The following is a 23446-nucleotide window of genomic DNA, read 5'->3' as shown; positions in this document are numbered from 1 at the left end:
AACTAATAAGACCTACTTAGTAGTATTATCTATCTACTTTCCGTTTGACAGAAACGGAGGATTCGCTCAACAAACCTCATTACTTCTTCTTCCCTTGTTGCCCACGAAGTAACAAGTCGAACAGCGGAGTTTTCAGCATCGACTTTTTCCCAGTTGTAAAATAAATAGTCTTTTTGCAGCTCATTTACTAATGCATTAGGCAAGATAGGAAAGATTTGATTGGATGGAGAATGCGTTAGAAATGTCAAATTAGCTTGGCGAATGCCATCACTAAGCTTACTTGCCATTTTATTGGCATGATCGGCTAACTCAAAGTATAGATTGTCTCGGAAAAGTTCAAGAAACTGAATCCCGATCAATCTACCCTTAGCGAGTAAGGCTCCTTTTTGTTTCATATGGAAACGGAAATCTTCTTTGAGTGATTCTTTACAAATCACTAATGCTTCTCCTAGCAACGCACCGTTCTTTGTTCCACCAATATAGAAAGCATCGACTAGGTCTGGTAAATCACTTAATTTTAAATCGTTTTCTTCAGAACATAAAGCAGACCCAAGTCTTGCACCATCTAGATATAAAATAAGCTGATTCTCTTTGCAGAATTTACTTAAATCCTCTAATTCTCTCTTCTTGTAAATCGACCCGATTTCTGTCGTATTAGAGATGTAAACCAATTTAGGTTTTACCATGTGCTCATCTGGATGTGAATCAAGAACACCCTTAATCTTTTTTGGCGTAAGTTTCCCATCAACCCTAGCATCACAAGTGATCACTTTATGCCCGGTAGCCTCTATAGCTCCTGTCTCATGGACAAAAATATGACCAGTATGAGCAGCTATGGCTGCATCAATAGGTCTTAGAAAAGCTGAAATAGACGTAAGATTGGTTTGTGTGCCTCCAGTGAGAAAGTGAATATCTATGTCTGTTCGTCCCAATTTTTGTTTTAATAGATCTATCGCTTCTTGAGAATACTTATCTTCCCCGTAACCTTCATCCTGCACTAGATTAGATTCAATTAAAGCATTTAAAATTCTCGGATGTGCCCCTTCACTGTAATCATTTTTAAAGCTATACATGGTATCCACCCACCTCAGATTTAATTTATTAAACCACACTTAATAAAAATATATCATAGGTTGACTGCTTACACACCTGACAAAAACAGACGTATAAAAGAAAAAACCGGTATATATTATACCGGTTTGTCTTGACATTATGTAGAGCCGCCTTTGCCGTAACTCGTTAAGAAAGTTTTAAACCACCACTCCTCAAAGTGGGTGTTTGCAGAAACCATCCTGTTGTCCTCTGATCATATAGATAAGGCATAACATTCCGATTCCAATATAAAACTCCCTATTACAGCTTAAAGGTTAAAACTTTATTAGGTTTACGTACAGCGCAGCTTATATGGATATTTTACATGGAAAAAACAATTTTGTCTATGTTAATTTATGGAATTAGTAAACTCCTTATATCACTACACCGGTTAAAAATATAAGAGAAGAAAACAATTTTTTTATGAAACTGTCATCCTAGCGTGTACAAAACTATAAAAAATGTCTTTTTTCGGTACCAGGTACCAAAACTAGGTCATCTAATATTTTATATAAACCTCAAAACTTTTTATAACCTAAAAATTTACCATCCAATGTGATGACAACTCGGTCACCTTTTGGATCCTCTTTTTTCTCAAGATTCATTTTAAAATCGATCGCACTCATTATGCCATCACCAAATTTTTCATGTATTAACGCTTTGATTGTATCACCATAAACAAGAATGAGCTCATAAAGACGATATATGGTAGGATCCGTCGGTGGCATGGAGAAAATTTCACCTCGAAAAGGGATCGTTTGAAGATTACTAGCCACTTCTTCTGGTAGTTCAAGAATTTTCACAAGAGCTTTCGCTTCATTTTCATCCAACGTTTGTTGTCCCATAATGGCTGCGGTCGTATAAACTTCCGATCTACCTACTGCTTCAGCTAATTCAGCAAAAGTTAATCCCTTTAATTGTTTTGCTTCCAGTATCATTTCCGTTGTACTATCGAACGCCATTTACAAGACTCCCCTTTTTACTAGAATAGTTTATTTTAAAAGTTAATTGTGAGCTTAGAAGATGCACCATTTTCTTAATAGGTCAAAGATACCACAGTCTTTCATATTTGTTAGTATGTATGGTAGATTCCATGACAAAGAAATTGACTTTTAAAAATAGAGGAAAAGGGCTTACTGAGATTCAGGTTTTATCCAAATCAAAAACTTTACAAATACATCTTAAATCACCAATCTAGTCCCGCTTGTCTTCTGATCTAACATGGCTCTTAACACTGCCCCAATTTGCGCCCCTGCTTCAATCGGCTGCGTTCCACCTCGATGAATGTTCGATATCACATTTCGATTAGATTCAATCGTTCCTATCCTTGGTTTATAGCACATATAGGCACTCATGGAATCGGCGGAAACAAGACCAGGACGTTCACCAATTAACATAACAAGGACATCCGGCTCTAAGATTTCACCAATAACATCCATACAAGCGACTCGACCATTTTGAACATAAAAGGTAGTCCCAGATGATAAACCATATGACTCGAGGGAATCTAATAAAGCTGGATAAACATCCCGTATGTTGGATTCAATTGCTTTAGAGCTTAATCCATTGGAGATGACAATCTGAACTTGTGGCTTCTTTTTACAATGCTCTCGAATGAAGGATTCTCCTTCACTCGTAAGCTTTCGTCCTAAATCTGGTCTTTTTAGATACATTTCTTTCGATTGGCACGGTGTTTGAACAATAGGAAAATGAAATTCTTCAAAAAATGCTTTTGGGATATCACCATAAACTGAATCGACTGCCATAGCATGATCCATGCGTAATTTTAGCATGATCTCTGTTTTAGGTCTGGTGCCCGAACAGCCTACACCAATACGCGCCGGCGTCGACTGTATTAGTTGCTCTAGCGCTAATTTATTATCCGTCAACTCAATCATCCCTTTACCTTTGTTTTAATGAACCCCTCTTTGAGATAAGAAAAAGGTTGGATCCCCCGCTCTCTTTGTCAGTTTTCCATTCTCCATCAAACCTATGTCTTCTAACCATCGTTCAAAGGCAGGCGCTGGTGATAGATGAAGCAATTCTCTAAGAGTCGCAATGTCATGATAACTCGTAGACTGGTAATTTAGCATACAATCGTCGGCCATTGGCACTCCAATTAGAAAATTGACACCCGCTGATGCTAATAAAACAGCTAAGTTGTCCATATCATTTTGATCAGCTTTCATATGATTCGTATAACAAACATCAACACCCATCGGAAGGCCGTGCAATTTTGCCATAAAATGATCCTCTAAACCTGCTCGGGTGACTTGCTTGCTATCATACAAATATTCTGGTCCGATAAATCCAACAACAGTATTCACCATGAATGGTTTGTAGTGACGTGCTAAGCCATAACACCTTGCTTCAAGTGTGACTTGGTCAATATCGTGATGGGATTCTGAGGACAATTCAGAGCCTTGCCCTGTTTCAAAATACCATCGATTTGGGCCAGTCGCTGTTCCTTCTTTATAAATTAACTCGTTCGCTTCATCTAAAAGTTCAATATTGATCCCAAAGGCATCGTTCGCTTTTTCAGTCCCTGCTAAACTTTGAAAAATAAGGTCGGCCGGTGCACCTTGCTGAATGGCTTTCATTTGTGTCGTAACGTGAGCAAGCACACAATTTTGTGTCGGAATATTCCAAGTGTTCATCACTTCTTTTGTCATGAGAAGGATTTCTTTTACACTGGATGAGGTGTCAATAACGGGATTGATACCAATCACAGCATCTCCAATTCCATAGGAAAGGGCTTCGTATAACGATGCTCGAATCCCTTGCAAGCTATCAGATGGATGATTTGGTTGAGCCCTCCCCGCGAGCACTCCATTCTGACCCATCGAGGCATTACATGTCGTGATCACTCGGATTTTCGATGCTGCTTGAATTAGGTCAAGGTTAGTCATCAGTTTTGTCACGCCTGCAATCATTTCACTTGTCAAACCACGCCCAACTTTCAGCATCGTTTCTCCATCAACCTCTCGACTGAGGAGGTACTCTCTCAATTCGGATAAAGTCCAATTTTTTATCTTATTGTACTCAGATTCATCTAAATCGGATTCGATGAGTTTTGTAACCTCATCTTCTTCAGGTGATAATAGTGGATTTTCCCTCATGTCACAAAGCCGAGTTTCAGAGAGTAAATATTTCGCAGCGATTCGTTCACTCACATCGTTTGCCGCTATTTTGGCCAATTGATCTCCAGATTTTTCTTCATTCGCTTTTGCCATGATCTCTTTAAGGCTATTAAACTGATACGTTTTTCCGAGAATGGATATTTTCTTGTTCATGATATGCACTCCATTTTTAAATTAATTGATGATTTAAATAGGGTTTGCATTTAAGCATCTGATGTAAAAACAAGTGTTTTAACAATAATAGGAATAATAGAACTAGGTAAGGGCTGTCCAATATCAATGTAATCCCCATGCTGTATATTAATTTGATCAATACAAATCAAGCAATTTACCTTTCCATTTAAACGAATGGAAAGAGCATGACCCAAAGCCTTGGCCATATCGTTTTGACAGATAATCACGATATTTTTTTGATTTGGAAGGTATTGAGAATAAATGTTTTCAAGTATATTGACTATTTTTTTCAGTTTTTCATAAGAACAATAATCAATACCACTCAAATAAAGGGCAAAGGCTGGATCAAGTCCCATTGAATGAAGGCTAAGTCCCTTTTTAATAGTTTCCGAAAAAATATGATCTAATTGATCTGATTCTAATTCTTCATTTTGTATATGTACTTTTTCAACAGGTACATTTCGTATCGGAAAATTACCATTTTGAATAAATACCGTTGAACCACTTATTTCAGTCGTTTGTGTCCCTGCGCCTATCACCGTTGCCCTAACGGTTTGTTTAGGAGATAGTACGTTGAATGATGATCTTTTCATTAATTGATTTAATGATGTAGCAAGAAACGGGCCAATATCTCCATATCTCGTTCCTTCTTCTAAAGTCATTCGTTCGCTATTCTTCATTAATTCCCCAACGCCACCCGAAAACATCCATGTATGAACTGTTGGTAACGATTGGGGCATAGGATCTATGTATAATAATTGAGTATGTTCATCATTAGAACTTTGAGCAAGATAACCGATTAAATTCTTGGCCATTTCATCAGTTATTTGTTTTATTCTCTCAAAGGATATTTGATCACCCTTCTTCACTAGAAAACCGTTTTCCTCTAACCAAGGTTTAAATGAATCAGCCATACCCTTTACAAAACCTGCTGGATTTAAACGAATCAGTCTACCACCAATTCGCAAGGTCGCCGTTCCAATGCACTCTCCATTGAGAAAAAAAGCCGTATTTGCTGTTCCGCCTCCAATATCGATATTGGCTACAACTTGATTAGGAGTTTGAATTGAAAAATCTTGTGCCCCTGATCCTTTCCCAGCTAATAGGCTCTCTAATTCGGCACCTGCGGTAGCCACAACAAAATCACCCGCTCGTTCGGCTAACTGATTCACCGCAATTCTAGCGTTCTTTTTATTTGCTGTTTCTCCAGTAATAATAACAGCACCAGTATGAACATCATCCAATGTAATCCCTGCTTCTTCATACTCACGTTCTAAAATTTTGGCTATATTTGTGTAATCTATCGTTTCATCATCAATAAGCGGCGTGGAATAGATCTGACTCTTGTAGGTACATAGTCTTTTCGTAATTTTATAACTTGGAAGAGAAAAGGCAGATGATACTTTTGAAATTTGTAATCGACTGACAATAAACTTTGTCGTACTTGTCCCAAGATCAATCCCAAGACTCGTGATCCATTCATTTGTTTCATGCATATCATGCAGCTCCAATCTAATAACTAATGAAAATGGAGAATGAGGTAAAGTATAAGAACTTCACCTCACTTATATTAGATATTCTAGATAACCTTACTTTCTTCCTCTTTATTATTTTTACCCGTTAATCGGTCACTGACCGCTTTATAAACACCTAACTGAGGCCCTTTGAAATTCTTATAAGCATGAGCTGCAAATAAAACTAATAATGCAACAAGTACAACGCCAAATACTTTTCCTGTTGCATGATGCAGAACATAACTGCTTGTTAAAGGCACGTCACTCGGCGCAGCTACGAATAAAACGATTAAAAAGGCAACCCACGCGCAGGCAATAACATTAACAAAGACGCTCCATTTTCCTAATGACCATGGACCATTATCAGACTCTAGCCAGACCCCTTTATATATTGCTCGCAATTTAAGAATGATCGGAATAGCATAAGAACTATACAAACCAATAACGCTCAGAGACGTAATAACAGCATAGACATTATCGAAAATACCTGAAAGGAAAGCTATTGAAGCGACTAACCAAATCGCATAAGCAGGTGTCCGGAATTTTGCTGATACTTTTCCCCATAATTTAGATAAAGGTAATCCTTTATCTCGGCTAAAAGCAAAAATCATACGTGAAGACGATGTTAAAGAAGACATTCCACAAAACCACATGGCAATTGTGACAAGCCATAAAACAATCTGTCCGAACGTACCACCCATGCTTTGTTCAATGACCACAAAGAAGGCATTCGTCCCACCTGCTGCAACAGCTGAAGGATCTTTGATTGACAATGTTACGAGAGCTAATAAAATAAACCCGAAAATACCTGAAATCGCAACGGATAAGAAAACACCCCATGGTGCTCGTACTTTTGGATCGGTTGTCTCTTCACTTGTATGAGCAGATGCATCGTACCCTGTAATGGTCCATTGCGCTTGTAGTAACCCTACTAAAAAGGCGAACCAATAAGGTGTCGCATTATTTGTAGCAGTGGAAAAACTCGTATCAAATAGATAGCTGACGTTTTTTGATGGTCCAAAATAGATTAAAGCACCAATAATAACCGCAACACCAATCAAATGGTAAATGGCCGAAACAGAATTTAATTTTGAGACTAATCTAATCCCCATGTGATTAATGATCGCATGACTCGCTAAGATTACCGCATAGACAATTAACATTTGAGTTTTTGTCGGTTGATCAAATAATAATGAAGACGCAAAACCTGCACATCCGTAATCAATCCCAGCCACAATGGTCACTTGACCAATCATATTAAACCAACCCGTAAACCAGCCCCAACGAGGACCTCCGAGAATCGATGCCCAGTGATAAATGGCTCCAGAAGTAGGAATAGCCGATGTTAATTCGGCCATTGCTGCCGATACAAAGAGGACGAATAACGTAACAAGCGGCCAGCCAACTCCCATGACAGCTCCTCCGCCTTGATTGAATCCAAATCCGTAAAGCGTAATCGCTCCAGTAAGAATGGAAATTATGGAGAAAGACACCGCAAAGTTCGAGAATCCACCCATATCACGTAGAAGTTCCTGCTTATAACCGAAAGCTGAAAGATCACCTGAGATCGTTCCATTTTGCCGGGCTATTCGAACACTATTTCTTGCTTTTGTAAAAATACCAATCATCACTAAAACAGCTAAGGCAATGAGTAAAATTCCTAAAAACATCATATGACGGCTTCACCCTTTCAAAATAAAATAGATAAATGATTACAGGATTCTAGGTTAATAGCTACTTTAAACTAATTAATATGTAGTATTTAATTTACATACATTACCGCCATCCTTCTCGAAAAATTTTATCCCGTCTTAACGGCTAGAAAAGACCCCCACCTCAAGATTTTGAGTATTCAAAGAAGATAGATGGGGGATCAACTGCCCATAAAGGTCCGATTGGTTCAGCTAACCATCAGTGGGGGATGAAGAAAACCCCACTGATGGAAGTTTCACTTTATTACTAACTGAATCTAAGATATATCTATTACTATTCTTGAGGTTAGAACCCTATGTTATGAAGTATAAAATATTTTCTGATAAATTGGAATATTTTTTTGTTGTCACAAGTAATTTATCTTATTTTATTAGGTATATTAGATGAGATAGTTTATACGCTATATTAATTTATGGGAGGAATAGTATCAAGATAATGTTTTTATGAAATAAACACTACAATAAAATTGTCAAATGATTTATAATATTATTTAAATTGAGATCCTTTTTCATTAATTTCTTTTGGTTAATGAACTTCAACTTAAATTAATACACTCCTGTAAAAAAAATTAATTCTATTATTAATTCTAATATAATGTTAAAAAGCATTTATGGCGTAAATTACAAAGGAGAACTTTCGTATGAAACAATTGAAAGAAGATATTGATGAATTTCCTTTTCCTTTTAAGAGTAATGACCCTTATCGTTTTTCAAATAATTCAATTCCACTAAATCCTCCAATTAGTATTGATGTTACATCAAAATATATAGAGGAAATTAAATTGAAACGTGATTTACTCAAGACTGTTCATAATAGATGCTATCAATCAACGCCTGACACCTATGAAGCACAATGGGAGGTACTCAATCTCGTTATGCATCACCTTTCAGATATGTATCCCGATCGCTTCAAATTAAAAAAAGAGAAAGATCATTGGTCATTTACAAATCTAATAACAAATGAAACTGAGAGCTTTATATATAGAGATAATTCTTCATTAACACTTGAACCTTTAGATGTTATAGGAAGACATGTCCAAGAAGACTTATTAATATTAATGGAAAAAGACAATGAACTTTACCTAGAAGCAGGTCAACTTTGCTTTCCAGGAAGATGGTCCCTTGTCTTTAAATTAGGAATGACATTTCTTGAAATACATCAACCAATACCGGAATTCAATGACACTGGTTTAGGTGATAAAATCCGTAGATTTCTTTTGAATCTTGAGGCTGGTAACCCTTTTGAGAGACTGAATTGGGCATTAACGATCGGTTATCATCTTGATACCTCAATTGAAACGTTTCATAAATGGGGACATAAACAAAAAGAGGTAACACCCGAAAATGTAGGCTCTCTTGTACACCTTCGTGTTGAACGGCAAAAATTATTTCGGCTGCCAAAAAGCAATAGCATTTTATTTAACATTCACACTTACTTATTATCTTTTGAAGATTTAGTTCAGAATCCTGAGTGGCGTTCAACTTTTTATGATATCTTTACAAATCTTCCAGACTATATCCTGAAATATAAAGGGGCATACGCTTATAAAGATACTCTCATAGAATATCTAAAGAAATTCCAACAACATGCATAACGGGTAGGTGTAATAATGTTAGATATGGATCATGCAACAAATAAAAATTTCACTTTTGTTACTGGAAGAAGGAAATACCTTTTATTTACCGATATAACTGGATATGGCGAGATCACACCGATTTTAAGTAGCCTAGATGAACAAAATTTATTGTATATGGTTTATTACTTTAATGAATTTTCATCTAATCATGATCTAAAGACTTACCTATCACAACAAAAAATGGGTACATATATCTATGCCTCAGGAAATTGGAATTCTATTATTTCATTTGTCAAAACTGCTGAAAAAGCTGGTTTTACAGAAGAAGAATTACAAATCAAAGGGATTGGAGAACGCATTTTACGTGTGTTTTGTTCGAGGTGTTATGCTATCAATGTGTGTAAAACATCAAAAGAAATGGTGTGCCAATCTTGCGGCCAATCTTTATCAGTTAGCAACCATTATTCTCGCCGATACGACGCTTATTTAGGATATACAATTTTAAATTAAGGAGAAGGGTTGATATGAATTGGTATATACCTCAAGAATAAATGTACTTGTGAAGAAAATAATTCAAGAGACACCATTAATAAAGCGATTTTTATTATCCCCGATTAATAAAGCAGCACTTCCTTCATTTAGTGGAGGATCTCATATTACAACCTTTATTCAATCAAGTGGTTTAAATTTACAACGATCTTATTCCCTATGTGGCAATCCCAGCGAAACACAACTATATCAAATAGCTATTAAAAAACAGGCTCATTCAAATGGAGGTTCGTTATATTGGCACAATGAGGTTAAAGAAGGGTTTAAGCTTCAAATCAGCTATCCAAAAAATTATTTTCCATTAAGTTTCAAAGCCAAACATCATGTCTTTTTTGCTGCAGGGATTGGTATCACACCTTTTATACCTATGATGCTTGACCTACAGTCAAATGGAAAGTCTTTCGAGTTACATTATGCCGCTAAGTCAAAAATAGATTGTGCTTTCTATAAGAGGATTAATGTATTATTTCCATCAAATATTTATTTTTATTTTTCTAATGAGGGTAAAAGAATGCTTCCTGAAATTATGCAGGATCAATTAATTGGCACACATGTTTATTTTTGTGGTCCTCAGTCTTTAATTAAACAATTCACCAAAAAAGCAATAGATTACGGTTACCCAAAAACTAGTATACACTTTGAATTATTTTCAAGTCAGCCAAAATTAGACGCTAAACCTTTTGAAGTGGAATTACATAAAAGTGGTCAAACATTTTATATTCCTAAAAACCAATCACTTTTAAAAGTACTACTTGAAGCGGGCATTAAAGTTCCCTTCTCATGCCAAGTCGGAAGATGCGGAACATGTGCTATAGAAGTATTAAGTGGAGAAATTGACCACCAAGATTATTTCTTAAGTGATAAAGAAAAGAAAGATCAAAAAACCATACTGCCTTGTGTTTCTCGGTGTAAGTCATCAAAGCTTATATTGGATTATTAATCAGTAAAAAAGCACCACATATTCAGATGTAGATTGATGTGATGCTTCTTACCTATTCACTATCTCATAAAAAACTGTATTTAGTAGGTATACCTTGATGATTATTAACTACTTTCTAAACGTCTTCTTGTTAGAACTCTCGATAAAAACTCACGAGTTCTCAATTCCTTAGGAGCATTTAAGATCTCTAAAGGTGTACCTTGTTCGACTATTACCCCTTTATCCATAAAAACGATCCTGTCCGCTACTTCTCTTGCAAATTCCATTTCATGAGTTGCAATGACCATTGTCATTCCATCATCAGGTAGTTTTCTCATGACTTCTAGAACATCTCCTACTGTTTCAGGGTCTAAGGCAGATGTAGGTTCATCAAATAACATAGCAATAGGTTCCATAGCTAATGCTCTGACAATTGCAACTCTCTGCTTTTGACCTCCCGATAATTGTCCAGGGTAGGCATCGTACTTACTTTCTAAACCTACCCAAGATAAAAGATCTTTTACTTTTTCCTTAATTTTCTTTTTATCCATTCCTTTAATTTTCTCCAAGGCTAATGCAATGTTTTTATTTACAGTGAGATGAGGAAAAAGATTAAAGTGTTGAAAAACAAAACCTATTTCCGTACGATATTCGTTCAATTTATTGTTGGTTAATAATGATTTAGAACCATTTTCTTCAATTTGAATTACTGGAATGTTATTAAATAAGATTTCTCCTTTGTCAATATTTACTAATAAGTTAATGCACCTAAGAAGTGTTGTCTTCCCTGAACCACTAGAACCTATCAGAACAACTACTTCTCCTTTTTTAATTTTTAGGTCGATTCCTTTTAATACATGATTATCTCCATAACTTTTGTATACATTCTTGAATTCTAGTATTGGGGGAGAAACTTTTTCTTCTTTCATATAAAGACCCTCCTTTAATTTACTTGTTTATCTGATGGAGATAACATTATTCATATACACTAACGCGTTTTTCAATTATTCCGACAATGCAACTCATTATTGAGGTAAGAATCAAATAAATAACGCCAACTAATGTAAATATTTCAATATATCGGTAGGTGCTGCTTATAATTTGTTGACCAGTTCTTAACAAATCATATAATGCGATTGTTGAGACAAGTGAAGACTCTTTTATTAGTGCGATACATTCATTTCCTAAAGGTGGTAACATCCGTCGAAATGCTTGAGGGACTATAATGTAACGCATAGACTGCCTATGGTTAAATCCTAAAGAACGAGAAGCTTCCATTTGACCTTTATCAATAGATTGGATAGCACCCCTTGCTATCTCAGCTATATAAGCTGCAGAATTCATTGTTAAAGCAATTGTCGCGGAAACAAATGGTGGAAATGTTAATGCCTCGTTTAATGTTGGAAGCGCAAAATGAATAGCAAACAATTGTAGTAAAAGTGGTGTTCCTCTAATAACCCATATATAGAATTGGCATATTTTAGACAAGACAAAGATATGTGAAACACGTCCCATACCGATCAAAGTTCCTAGTATGGAACCAAGAACGACTGACACAGCTGCAACCTCTATTGTAATCAGAGCGCCCTTAAGTAAGTATGGTAAATAAGTTACTGAAAACTCTATAAAACCAGGCATCTTGTGACCTCCTTTAAACAATAAGTCTATTTTTATAAAAGGAAAGGAGAGTATTTTTTACTCTCACTTTTTATTACAAACTCATTCAATTTACTTCCCAAACCATGTTTCCTTTACTTTGTCAAAAGAACCTTCATCTTGCATTTCTTTTATCGCTTTCTCTAACGCTTTAGACAAATCTTTATCCGATTTTCTTACTGCAATTCCAACAGGTAGCTCTTGGAAGGTATCTCCAACAATTTCAAATGCATTTGGTTTAGTTTTCATATAATAGCGACCTACCATTTCTCCAACTACAATCGCATCGAGTCTTCCTAATCCCATATCATTAAAGGCATCCGTATATCCATTGTACGTTTTTACCTGCTTAATACCTCCGATAGCTTTTGCTGCTGTTTCACTTGTTGTTCCTAATTGAACACCGACAACTTTACCTTTAAGGTCTTCTTTAGAATTAATTTTAAGAGGATTTCCTTTCTTTACGATGACTGCTTGTCCAAAATTCAAGTATTGAACAAAGTTAACTTGTTTCTTCCTTTCGTCTGTTATATTCATCGACGACATAATAATGTCATATTTTTTAGCATCCAGACCTGGTATAATACCATCCCATGCTGTTGGTACAAATTTTGCTTTAACCCCTAATTTTTTGGCTAGGATTCTGCCAAGATCAATATCCAAACCCACTAATTTATTCTTGTCATCACGAAATTCCATTGGTGGATACGTATCATCAACAGCAATAGTTAATTCTCCCGAATCCTTAATATCTGCTAGTGTTCCTCCGCCATTTTTATCACTTGACTTACTCCCACATGCAGTTAGTACCATAAGTAATATCATTACAACGACCAAGTAGGTTAATTTCTTCATACATAATCCCCCAAATTCAATTTTTTTGATTTCTCATTTCTAAATTCAAGTTTCTACTTTGGTGACTTTTAAGAATGATATTGTTTTCTAGTAATTAGTTATACCAACTGTGGTTCTATATGTTATGTAATGATCAGAGTCTTTTTACAATTGGAACAACCGGATAACATACAATTTAATACTTAAATCCATACATATATACTCATCATACTTTTTCAATCACGGTTTTTAATGATTCAGTTAATATTTGAATTGAAGTATCTATCTCAGACTTTGTTATTATTGTTGGTGGAATAAAACGAATCACATTTTTATTAACACCACAAGGAAGGAGAAGCAAACCTTTCTCAAGTGCTGATTCTCTTATTAATGAAACAATTTGCGAGTCAGGTGTACCATCATCTTTTAAAAATTCTACCCCAACCATCAGCCCAAGTCCCCTAACATCAGCTACCACGGGGAATGACCGTTTTAATTCATTTAATCGTTCCATAAAATACTGACCCATCTCTTCAGCATTCTTAATGAGTCCACTCTCTAATAGCTCTATAACTGCAAGAGAAGCTGCACACGCCACTGGATTACCACCAAACGTTCCTCCATGTGCTCCAGCTGGCCATTGGTCCATAATATCCTTCTTTGCGATCACTGCACTGAGCGGAAAGCCATTTGCAATACCTTTTGCTACGGAAAAAATATCTGGTTTCACTCCAAAATGTTCCCAAGCAAACATCCTACCAGTTCTTCCAAATCCTGTTTGTACCTCATCAAAGATCAAGAAGATACCATGTTGATCACAAATGTCTCGAAGTTGGGTTACAAAAGATTTGGGTGGAACAATATAACCTCCCTCGCCTTGAACAGGTTCCATAATAATAGCTGCAACTTGATCAGGTGCGATTAAATAATTAAATATCTCATTTAGATAGGTTATACACCGATTCGTCTCATCCTCTTCTGATAAATTTGATCTAAATGTATATGGATATTCAGCATAATATACACTCGGCATTAATCCTTCATACTGTTTTCGATAATGAGAATTTGAAGCAGTAATTGAAGTGGCTCCCATTGTTCTTCCATGAAAACTCCTTTTAAAAGAAATGATACCAGGTCTGTTAGAAACACGTTTTGCTAGTTTAATAGTTCCTTCAACCGCTTCTGCCCCACTGTTAGAAAAATATACTTTGTAATCTCCATCCATTAAATGAACTATTTTTTCTGCTAAATCTAAGTATGACGGATAATAAACGACATTGTGACAACCATGAACTAATGAATCCATTTGTTCTTTCGCTTTTTCAATGACATAAGGATGGTTATGTCCAACATTAGTAACCCCTATACCACTTCCAAAATCAAGATATTTCTTACCATTTTCATCCCATAAATAGGCCCCTTCACCTTTTACAATTCCTAATTTCGTCACACGATTTGCGACCGGTGGAAGTAACTCGCTTGCTCTTTCATACATACTTTTTGTTGACATGCTGATCTCTCCCAACATTCAATTTTACTCAAGGTTGAATAGGTTTTAATAATGGAAATACAATAGGGTTAACCGGTACTACCAGTTAAACTTTATCTCTTTGTCATTAAATTATAGCGATTTAATTATTTAAATTCAATATATTTTCGAAATATTTATGATATTTTTTTCGGTTATTTATTTATAAGTCATCATTCGAAATAAATGAGACTTTTTCCAACTCTTTTCTAACTAAAATTAAATGATTATTTATTAATTTTATGACTAGATGTTTATTGCCACTCTTTATAGCCTTTACTATTTGTGTATGCTGTTCAATAACATTTTCATTTGTCTCGGGAAACATATTCATTAATAGATAAATTGACTCATTAAGGAGAACTGAAATAGAATTCATGAGTTCTAGAAAAAGAGGATTATGTGTACATTTCGCTAATGTAATATGGAACAGAAGATCCAACTCAGTTAATCTTCTTGAATTTTCTATTGCAAGACTCATTTGTTCAACAATAGATTCTAATTCTATAATTTGTTTTTCTGTTGCACGATCAACTGCCAATTCAACGATTTTTTGTTCAAGTAATTCTCTTATCTCAACGATATCGCGTAATTTACCATTCTTATGTTTCATAATTTTTTTAATATTAGATAGCAAATCCATACTTTGACTTTGTGTCACATAACTCCCCTTTCCTTGTATAACTTTTATGAGACCTTTTTCCTTTAATAACTTCACTGCTTCCCGAATGACATTTCTACTAACATCATACTGTTTTGATAACTCTCTTTCAGAAGGAAGCTTTTCACCTAAACCATATTTCCCACTACTTATTCCTTTTTCCAAATACATTGCAATTTTCTCATACAGTAAATAAGTTGGCATAGCATTCTCCTTTATTTAAATATATATTATTATATATTTATCCTTACGTTAGTACCAACTTTTAATAGTATTCATATCTTTTATTAATGTAAGTTGTATACTTAATGGCCATTCACAATAGACAAGAAAATGGGGATAGATGCTAATTTAACATATATAGTAATACGGATACATAAGTTATTTCCATTAATTACAGGTGCCAATTTCCTTTCTGTTTACCTATAATTGTAAATAAGGAGGCGATAATTTTGTATATGTGGATCTCAATGGTTTTTATTGTTGGTTTATTCATTGTTTTTATTAAAGGTTATAAAAATACACAACACGTGGTTATCAACCATGTCTCAATAGATGCATCGAGGCCTTCTGAAGATTCTATGGGAGATCCCCTTCGGATTTTGCACTTGTCTGATATCCATCTTGAAAGGATATCTATCACACCTGACCATCTTTACGAACGTCTGAAAGATGAATCCATTGACTTAATTGCCTTGACGGGTGACTTTTTAGATAAAAAACGAAGTATTCCTAAACTAATTCCTTATCTAGCTATTTTAAATAAATTGAATCCAAGATACGGAATATACGCCGTATTTGGAAATCACGACTATGTGCTTAAACAACCAAATTTTCTTCAACTTCAACGAGTATTAGAAGAAAACGGTTGTAAAACAATGCAAAATGAAAATCATGTCATTATGGTGAATGGTAAACTATTAAATATTATTGGAATTGATGATTTTAGTACAAATCGAAGTGATATTGATAAGTCATATGGGGGATTAAAAGAAGGGCTTAATCTCGTGCTTACTCATGATCCTAATCTTGTACTCGAAATGAAAGATTTCCCTTACGACTATTTACTTTCCGGTCATTTTCATGGCGGTCAAATCCATTGGCCAAAACCATATCATCTCGTCACGATGGGCAAGCTTGTTAGAATGCGCATGATAAAAGGTTTGCATAAACATTACGGGAAGTTCTTTTATATAAATGAAGGACTAGGACAATCCGGTGTCAATGTTCGTTTTGGGAGCCGTCCAGAAATTACAATTCACCATCTCAAACTCTCTTCTGCTTTATCTAAAACAAAAAAAGCAACGAAAGCTATCTAAGTCACCTGAAGAAATCATTCAGGTGATTTTCATTTTCTACTACGTATGGCGGTTAGCCCTAGCGACTGCAAATAAAGACGGCGGATATAATTTAGCCTCCCTTGTGATAGTCACTAAACTCTAGTAGTCCTATCTCACATTAAAATTAAAGCCGAGACATCAAACCGACTTATATGTTAACCAGAAAATAGTTTATGTTGACACAAAAGAAGAAAATAAGGCACAATGTAGTAGTGTTGTTTTTAAAAATTTTCAAAGTTCAGGAGGATTAACAAGTGAAAGCAAAAACAATTTCTTATGTGGCCCTCTTTGCAGCATTAACTGCCGTTGGTGCATTTATTAAAATTCCTATTCCCTACATCCCATTTACACTTCAAATTCTGGCAGTCTATTTGGCAGGGGCCCTACTCGGACCGCGTCTCGGCTTTTTAAGTCAACTGTGTTATGTGTTAATTGGTCTGATCGGTGTTCCGGTGTTTACAGATGGAGGAGGTCTTGGTTATGTATTTAAACCGACCTTTGGCTACTTAATTGGCTACGTCCTCGGAGCCTACGTCAATGGCTGGTTGATCGAACGATTTCGCCTTTCTTCTATCAGGTCTATTTTTTTAGCTAATTTTGCTTCCCTCATCACAGTTTACCTATTTGGCTGTGTTTGGCTGTATGAATCAATGAAATGGTTTCTCCAAACACCTATTTCGATCTACCATACCCTTCTATATGGTTTTTTATTGCCAGTACCAGGTGACTTGGTATTGTGTGCTCTATGTTCCTTGATCATTTACCAAGTAAAGCCACGGATTGTTCAATTTGTGAAAAATAAAGAAGTGAATGTTCAATAAGCGGTGCCTACTTTAACAGAAATCGGTAAGACCGTAAGAACGAGCGTCCTTTATTTGTTACTTCAAGCAAATGTAAAAATCGACATTATTCGCTTGATTGAAGAACGAATACATATCCTAATGTTTCCTAGTATGAATAGGAGCTTGATGTAAAGGACACAGGATTCCATATTCACCCATCGGAAATCTTGCCACATCTAGAGGTTAAACTCACTGGATAACAAATGAATGTCTAAGCTATAAGTTATCAAGTTTATGATCTGGAGCAACAACATGATTCGTCTTAGTCGAGGGTGCTGCGGACTTGCGGTGCCGCTGTATTGGGACAAAAGGATTTCATTCTCTACTGTAAACTCTAAGCTTACATTTCTTAAATTATTCTTAAGACTCTATTTAAAAATTTAATAAAGTCGGTATAATCATGAATTTATAATTTCCAATGTTATACTTTTAGTTAGACTTTAATATTCTATCCACGTCATCTCGATTTGGCATGCCGCCTTGAGCACCGAACTTCGTAATCGAAAGTGATGCGGCACAATTGGCGAATTGTAGACTATCAACGAGACTTTTTCCCTCCGCTTTAGCTACGGCAAAGGCCGCATTAAATGTGTCCCCCGCTCCTGTCGTATCTATCATTTCGACTTGATAAGATGGAATAACAACTTCTTCTAGGCTATTATGAAAACGAACTCCATTTTTTCCTTCGGTCACAATTAATCTATTGGCGTATTGCTTAAGTACTTCACTCTTTCGTTGTCCTCCAAATAACAGTTCAAATTCTGATTCATTGGGTGTCAAATAGGTCACTTTTGATATAATATTAGAGTTAAGTTTTCTAGCTGGGGCTGGATTAAGCAGGACGTCAATATGGTTATTAAAACAAAATTCCACTACATATTCCACGGTTTCCTCTGGAATTTCTTGTTGGATCAAGACAAGATCAGCCTGTTTCAAGACATCTTCTGCTTTCTTAATAAGCTTGGGTGAAACTAAATCATTGGCACCTTTTACGACAATGATGCTGTTATCCTCTTCTGCTAAAATGATGTGTGCCGTACCCGAATGAGCATTCACCGCTGTCTCCACATAGGTTGTCGACACCCCATTTTCCCAAAAGTTTTCCCTTATTCTTTGACCGTAATCATCGTCTCCTATACAACTAACGAAGCTCACTTCCGCGCCAAGTCTCGCTGCTGCAACGGCTTGGTTAGCCCCTTTTCCACCAGGAACAGTTGAAAAAGAATGACCAATGACCGTCTCACCCGCCTTGGGTCTTTTTGGTGATGTCACCACTAAATCCATTGATGCACTTCCCACTACCGAAATTTTAACCATGTATGTTCCACCTTTTATGTGTTGTTTTCTATTTATGTATGATTGGTTTTCATATCGATTATAACATTTTGAAGCTTTTCTTATATATGTAGTGGGGTCAAGTGTCTTAAACTTAGGGAGTCTCTTTGTATAAAGGATGACTTGTTTTTCATTTTCACTCCTTTACACTAAAAAGAGATAAACCCTACGTAGAACGCGTTAAGGTTTATCTCTTGTTTTCACTTATAGCACCTTTTTATGACAGCTTAATGGAATTGCATGCCGCCATCCACAATGATCGTTTGCCCTGTAATATAGTCGGAGTCTTTTCCTGAAAGGAATGAGACAACCGCAGCAACGTCTTCTGGTTCAGACAATCGTTTAAGGGCTATATCTTTAGCAAACTGCTGCATACCCCATTCATCGTCTTTTCCGGCGTTTTTCCCGACATTATGAGCAATATCCATCATCATCGGTGTCTTAACGATTCCGGGTGCATAGGCGTTCACCGTAATTCCCTTTTCAGCCAGGTCACGTGCGGCCACCTGAGTGACGCCTCGAACGGCAAACTTTGTCCCACTGTATAGGGCTAAGTTAGGGTTGCCCACGACACCAGCTTGTGAGGCTCCATTGATGATTTTGCCGCCGTGTCCTAATTTTTTCCACGCTTCATATGCTGCTTGAATCCCCCATAGTACACCGCCGACATTGACACCGTACACTTTTCTGAATTGGTCTTCGGTAATCGTATCGATTGGCGTCGTTGGACCAAGGCCCGCATTATTAACTATTACGTGTAAGTCCCCGAACCGGTCAACGGTTTCATTTACTGCTGAGAACACATCGTCCCGTTTGGAAACATCCGCTTTTATGGCAATGGCCTTACTACCGTCGCTAGAAAGTGTTTCTGCTGCCTTTTGAGCAGTTTCCAGATTATAGTCTACTAAACTCACAGCAAACCCATCTTTCAAAAGTCTTTCTGCTATTTTTAACCCGATTCCTTGTCCCGCACCTGTTACTAACGCTACTTTTACCATACAATGACCTCCCGTTTTTTACGATTAAATAATCGCTTTTGAACTGGAAAATAAAAGAAACATTTAACTCACCTTAATAATAACCCTTACTGACAGTGGTTAAACTTAAAAAAAATGACATATTAGTAACTTTTTATGAAGAGGGAAACAATCATTTGAAATTGATGCTTAATAGATTCCATTTTCTTATTCTTATCCTAAGAACCTAAATAATTTAGCTAACTCTGTTATCGCATCTGAAATTGCATCTATTTTAATAGAATAGTTTTAATCTCAATGATTCCCGATAAATCCCTCCATAATTTGTAAAAACGAAAAGAAGTATTGTATCAACTACAGCGAATCGATATAATATTTCTAACGCTTTTCATTGTCGTTAAAATTCCCAAATACCAAATAGTTTTATAATCTTCTTACAACTATGACCTTAAAGGAGCAAAATATGAGTAACAAACAAAAGAAAGTTAGAAAAAAACGTCATAAAATACTACGCTATACACTATTAACCCTTGTTGTATTACTAATTGGAGGAACTGCCTTCGGATTCTATGAATACAACAAACTCAAACCAACCAATCATTTTAGTGATCTAAAACCGATTGGGGAACCATCGAAAGGAAGCAGTAGTAACAATAGCCAGTTAAGCCATTATAAAGAAAAAGCAGGTGTCTTCAACGTTCTTCTTATTGGCTCTGATGCTCGAAAAGGAAGTTCATTAGGCCATACCGATTCAATGGTTCTCATTCATGCTAACCTTAACAACCATACTTACAACATGATGAGCATCCCAAGAGATACACGAGTGAAATCAGACTATGGATATACAAAGCTCACAAGCGTGCAATATATTTCACAAGCTAAAAAAGGAACAAAACAAGGCATTGTTGATGCGGTCAAAGCCGTCTCGAATCTAACTGGTGTTCCAATTCACTATTACGCTGAGACAAATTATTGGGGATTACAGGATATGGTCAATGTTCTAGGCGGGATTGACATGAACCTTCCATTTAAAGTCACTTTGACACATCCATGGTATAAAGAGAATCAAGGCAAAACATTTGAAGCTGGAACTCATTCAGTTAATGGAAAAATGGTCACAGAACTTGTACATGAACGCTATTCTCTTCCTGGAACGGACTATGGGAGACAGCAATTACAACAAGCGGCACTCATCGGTATAGCCAAAAAAGTGATGCAACCTTCTAATATCACGAAACTTCCAGCCCTATCCCGCTCAATGTCTAAGTTTCTGATTGCAACAAACATGACCAATGAGGACATGGTCAGCATCGGATTAGGCGTTAAAAACGACTTTCACCCAGAAGAACAGGTCAAATATCGCCAAGTTAAAGGCACGGGCAAAACCATGTATGATGATATCCTGAAGGCTAACAATAGTCAGGTCATTCTTGATGATCAACAGCTTAAATACACCGTTAAGAAATATTTTTCAAATTAAGGAATAAACAAAGCCCCCAAAGTAGTTGTGAGAACTTTTACTAATCATCATATATGTAAAAACCCAAAATGATTGGCAGAGTCTATGTCTATTATTTAACATAAACGAAAAGCACAGATAAAAGTCAGAATGTAGACTTTTTCTGTGCTTTTCTATTAACCTCGTTTGACACGGTGTTTAGTGATGTTCTGACACTCTTAAGAACGAAGAAGATACTTATTATCAATTTTTTTCTCTATTTTTTCTAAACTTGATTTGTCTTTTAAAATTTCTACCTTATTTTGATTTATTAACTCTCTAAAAGTCTTCTTTCTCTTCATTTCCTTCTGCCTCCTATAGTTTTTTACGGCCTCTGTTTCCGTTTTCTATTTTTTTCTCTTCTCTATTCTCAGCATAACAAATGTTTATAATAATATTGTGAATATCGAGTAAGTTTATAATAATACTTTTTCGATGTTTTGGCAATAGTCAGTCTAGTAATAACAATGAAACTTTTCCCTGCAGATGCGTTTTCAAAACATAATAAAATGAAGGGCATTAAGAGAGGCGTATTACGTTATGAAGTACGTTCATAATACTCGATATCCTTCAACAAATTGTAAAATTGATACAGATAGGTATTCAATTTTACAAAAATAGGCGTATAATAAAGTCGTCAGTGCTGGAACACTGACGGCTTTTTGCAACTAATCTAAGATTTAAGATAAAATTGGAGCGGACAGGGGATCGTGGAACTTAGTGTGATAGGCTCATCACTTATTAAGTTTCCCAATCCACCAGACAGACGTTGCACTCACTAACCCTGCAAATAATACGTATAATGTGAGTAGTAATGGTGAACCTCCACCTACTTCAATTAAGGTTGCGGCAATAATTGGCGTAATCCCACTGGCAAAAATTCCCGATAACTGATAAACAACAGAGACACCTGTGTATCTGACTCTTGAATCAAATAGCTCAGCAAATAATGCGGCCTCTGGGCCATACACGAGGGCATAAAAAATACCGAATGGAATAATAATGGATAACCATATAATCCATGTACTGCCTCCCGAGATATGCATCAAATAAAAGGCCGGGATAGCGGATAAACCAACAATTAAACTTCCCCAAAAATAAACTCGTATTCTACCAATTCGATCTGATAGATAACCAAAATAAGGTATAAAAAAACACATAATAAAGGCTGCTACAGAAACACCAAGTGTAGCTATCGTATTTGAAACATATAAATCTTTCGTTAAATAGCTTATGGAAAAGACACCCATGACATTAAAAAAGACGCCATCAATATAACGTGCACCCATACCTGCAATGACTTTCTTGGCTTTTCCGTCCTTCCACATATCTATAAATGGTAGACGAGATTCTGTATGACTGCTTTTCACTTTTTCAAATTCAGGCGTTTCCTGCACAGCTATTCTCATCCATAATCCTAAAATAAGCAACAAGACACTAGCACCAAAAGCAACACGCCAACCCCATGATAAAAACTGTGCATCTGTTAAATTCGCTGTTAATAACCCAACGGCACCTGAAGCTAAAAGGAGACCTAGAGATAAACCGATTTGGGGTAAACTTGCATAAAATCCTCGTTTCTCCTTTGGTGCATATTCATAAGCCATTAGAACAGCGCCGCCCCATTCTCCGCCAAGACCAATCCCTTGAACAATGCGAAGCAATAATAAAATAATAGGTGCCCACACACCAATTTGATCATAGGTTGGTAGTATGGCAATTAAACATGTACTTCCTCCCATGATCATGACAGTTAAAATTAGCATCTTCTTCCGGCCTATTTTATCACCGAAATGGCCAAAAATGATACCACCAATTGGACGCGCAACAAATCCAACAGCAAAAGTCACATACGCGAGTAGAGTTGAAATAAAGGGATCATCATTAGGAAAATATAGGTGGTTTAAAGCAAGACTTGCGACCACACCATACAAAAAGAAATCGTACCACTCTATCGTCGCACCAATAATACTCGAAGAGACAACTGGCAAAAGCTTTTGTTTATTTGTAGAACCCAAAAAATTCCTCCCTCTATAGAATTAATGTTTTCTTAGAATTTCTCGCATTTCCTCCGAATATCGACCTTGTTTGATCTTGA

Annotated in this window: 21 protein-coding genes and 1 other RNA gene; 6 read left to right on the top strand and 16 right to left on the bottom strand. The window is 36.2% G+C overall.

All coding sequences use genetic code 11. The features are described 5' to 3' along the window. Positions 1-29: 29 nt before the first annotated feature. From GMB86_RS12470 to GMB86_RS12440, 7 genes are all read right to left on the bottom strand, one after another. On the bottom strand, positions 30-1073 hold the full coding sequence (locus GMB86_RS12470) for a threonine aldolase family protein (RefSeq protein ID WP_141191355.1): 1044 nt from the start codon (positions 1071-1073) through the stop codon (positions 30-32). A gap of 140 nt (positions 1074-1213) precedes the next feature. Then, positions 1214-1405: non-coding RNA, 6S RNA (gene ssrS, locus GMB86_RS12465), on the bottom strand. A gap of 205 nt (positions 1406-1610) precedes the next feature. Beyond that, positions 1611-2054 (bottom strand): cyanase, encoded by a 444-nt coding sequence (gene cynS, locus GMB86_RS12460; RefSeq protein ID WP_141191356.1) that lies wholly within the window; start codon positions 2052-2054, stop codon positions 1611-1613. 219 nt (positions 2055-2273) lie between these two features. Further along, positions 2274-2990 (bottom strand): ethanolamine ammonia-lyase subunit EutC, encoded by a 717-nt coding sequence (gene eutC / locus GMB86_RS12455; protein ID WP_141191357.1) that lies wholly within the window; start codon positions 2988-2990, stop codon positions 2274-2276. A 15-nt stretch (positions 2991-3005) separates the two neighbouring features. Next, positions 3006-4385 carry an ethanolamine ammonia-lyase subunit EutB gene (locus tag GMB86_RS12450; RefSeq protein WP_141191358.1) on the bottom strand — a complete coding sequence of 460 codons (1380 nt, stop codon included), beginning with the start codon at positions 4383-4385 and terminating at the stop codon, positions 3006-3008. A 50-nt stretch (positions 4386-4435) separates the two neighbouring features. Further along, entirely contained in the window at positions 4436-5902 is a 1467-nt protein-coding gene (locus GMB86_RS12445; RefSeq protein WP_155220430.1) for an ethanolamine ammonia-lyase reactivating factor EutA, read from the bottom strand. Between the two features lie 83 nt (positions 5903-5985). After that, entirely contained in the window at positions 5986-7593 is a 1608-nt protein-coding gene (locus tag GMB86_RS12440) for an amino acid permease (RefSeq protein ID WP_141191360.1), read from the bottom strand. Between the two features lie 680 nt (positions 7594-8273). Here GMB86_RS12440 and GMB86_RS12435 point away from each other — a divergent pair. The 3 genes from GMB86_RS12435 to GMB86_RS12425 are packed head-to-tail and all read left to right on the top strand — an operon-like array spanning position 8274 to position 10698. Then, on the top strand, positions 8274-9227 hold the full coding sequence (locus GMB86_RS12435; protein WP_155220428.1) for a heme-dependent oxidative N-demethylase family protein: 954 nt from the start codon (positions 8274-8276) through the stop codon (positions 9225-9227). A gap of 24 nt (positions 9228-9251) precedes the next feature. Next, positions 9252-9719, top strand: coding sequence for a dimethylamine monooxygenase subunit DmmA family protein (locus tag GMB86_RS12430; RefSeq protein ID WP_230459109.1), 468 nt, complete (start codon positions 9252-9254; stop codon positions 9717-9719). Between the two features lie 19 nt (positions 9720-9738). Then, on the top strand, positions 9739-10698 hold the full coding sequence (locus tag GMB86_RS12425; protein WP_155220424.1) for a PDR/VanB family oxidoreductase: 960 nt from the start codon (positions 9739-9741) through the stop codon (positions 10696-10698). Positions 10699-10802: 104 nt separating this feature from the next. Here GMB86_RS12425 and GMB86_RS12420 read toward each other — a convergent pair whose 3' ends face one another. From GMB86_RS12420 to GMB86_RS12400, 5 genes are all read right to left on the bottom strand, one after another. Beyond that, positions 10803-11606 carry an amino acid ABC transporter ATP-binding protein gene (locus tag GMB86_RS12420; protein WP_155220422.1) on the bottom strand — a complete coding sequence of 268 codons (804 nt, stop codon included), beginning with the start codon at positions 11604-11606 and terminating at the stop codon, positions 10803-10805. A gap of 46 nt (positions 11607-11652) precedes the next feature. Beyond that, positions 11653-12315 carry an amino acid ABC transporter permease gene (locus tag GMB86_RS12415; RefSeq protein ID WP_155220420.1) on the bottom strand — a complete coding sequence of 221 codons (663 nt, stop codon included), beginning with the start codon at positions 12313-12315 and terminating at the stop codon, positions 11653-11655. Positions 12316-12405: 90 nt separating this feature from the next. Further along, a complete protein-coding gene (locus GMB86_RS12410; RefSeq protein WP_155220418.1) occupies positions 12406-13188 on the bottom strand; it encodes a substrate-binding periplasmic protein in 783 nt (260 codons plus the stop codon). Between the two features lie 205 nt (positions 13189-13393). Next, positions 13394-14677: an aspartate aminotransferase family protein gene (locus GMB86_RS12405; RefSeq protein WP_155220416.1), complete on the bottom strand. Its 1284-nt coding sequence runs from the start codon at positions 14675-14677 to the stop codon at positions 13394-13396. A gap of 181 nt (positions 14678-14858) precedes the next feature. Continuing rightward, entirely contained in the window at positions 14859-15560 is a 702-nt protein-coding gene (locus GMB86_RS12400; RefSeq protein WP_155220414.1) for a FadR/GntR family transcriptional regulator, read from the bottom strand. Between the two features lie 254 nt (positions 15561-15814). Between GMB86_RS12400 and GMB86_RS12395 the strand changes: the two genes are divergently transcribed. Together GMB86_RS12395 and GMB86_RS12390 are read left to right on the top strand one after the other, a co-directional pair. Further along, positions 15815-16675, top strand: coding sequence for a metallophosphoesterase (locus GMB86_RS12395; RefSeq protein ID WP_155220478.1), 861 nt, complete (start codon positions 15815-15817; stop codon positions 16673-16675). Between the two features lie 275 nt (positions 16676-16950). Next, complete coding sequence (locus tag GMB86_RS12390) at positions 16951-17517, top strand: biotin transporter BioY (protein ID WP_329602911.1); 567 nt, start codon at positions 16951-16953, stop codon at positions 17515-17517. A gap of 450 nt (positions 17518-17967) precedes the next feature. Here GMB86_RS12390 and rbsK read toward each other — a convergent pair whose 3' ends face one another. Both rbsK and GMB86_RS12380 read right to left on the bottom strand, forming a co-directional pair. Next, entirely contained in the window at positions 17968-18855 is an 888-nt protein-coding gene (gene rbsK, locus GMB86_RS12385) for a ribokinase (protein ID WP_155220412.1), read from the bottom strand. A 245-nt stretch (positions 18856-19100) separates the two neighbouring features. Beyond that, positions 19101-19871, bottom strand: coding sequence for a (S)-acetoin forming diacetyl reductase (locus GMB86_RS12380; protein ID WP_155220410.1), 771 nt, complete (start codon positions 19869-19871; stop codon positions 19101-19103). A gap of 442 nt (positions 19872-20313) precedes the next feature. Between GMB86_RS12380 and GMB86_RS12375 the strand changes: the two genes are divergently transcribed. Continuing rightward, the gene (locus tag GMB86_RS12375) at positions 20314-21330 is read left to right on the top strand and encodes an LCP family protein (RefSeq protein WP_230459108.1); all 1017 of its coding nucleotides are present in this window, start codon (positions 20314-20316) and stop codon (positions 21328-21330) included. 197 nt (positions 21331-21527) lie between these two features. Here the strand turns inward: GMB86_RS12375 and GMB86_RS12370 are convergent, their stop codons facing one another. Together GMB86_RS12370 and GMB86_RS12365 are read right to left on the bottom strand one after the other, a co-directional pair. Next, positions 21528-21650 (bottom strand): FbpB family small basic protein, encoded by a 123-nt coding sequence (locus GMB86_RS12370; protein ID WP_155220406.1) that lies wholly within the window; start codon positions 21648-21650, stop codon positions 21528-21530. Positions 21651-22082: 432 nt separating this feature from the next. After that, the gene (locus GMB86_RS12365) at positions 22083-23366 is read right to left on the bottom strand and encodes an MFS transporter (RefSeq protein WP_155220404.1); all 1284 of its coding nucleotides are present in this window, start codon (positions 23364-23366) and stop codon (positions 22083-22085) included. Positions 23367-23446: the final 80 nt, after the last annotated feature.

Source organism: Terrilactibacillus tamarindi (assembly GCF_009718825.1).
In the GTDB taxonomy this organism is placed as follows: domain Bacteria; phylum Bacillota; class Bacilli; order Bacillales; family Sporolactobacillaceae; genus Terrilactibacillus; species Terrilactibacillus tamarindi.
This window is presented reverse-complemented; position numbering and strand designations above follow the sequence as displayed.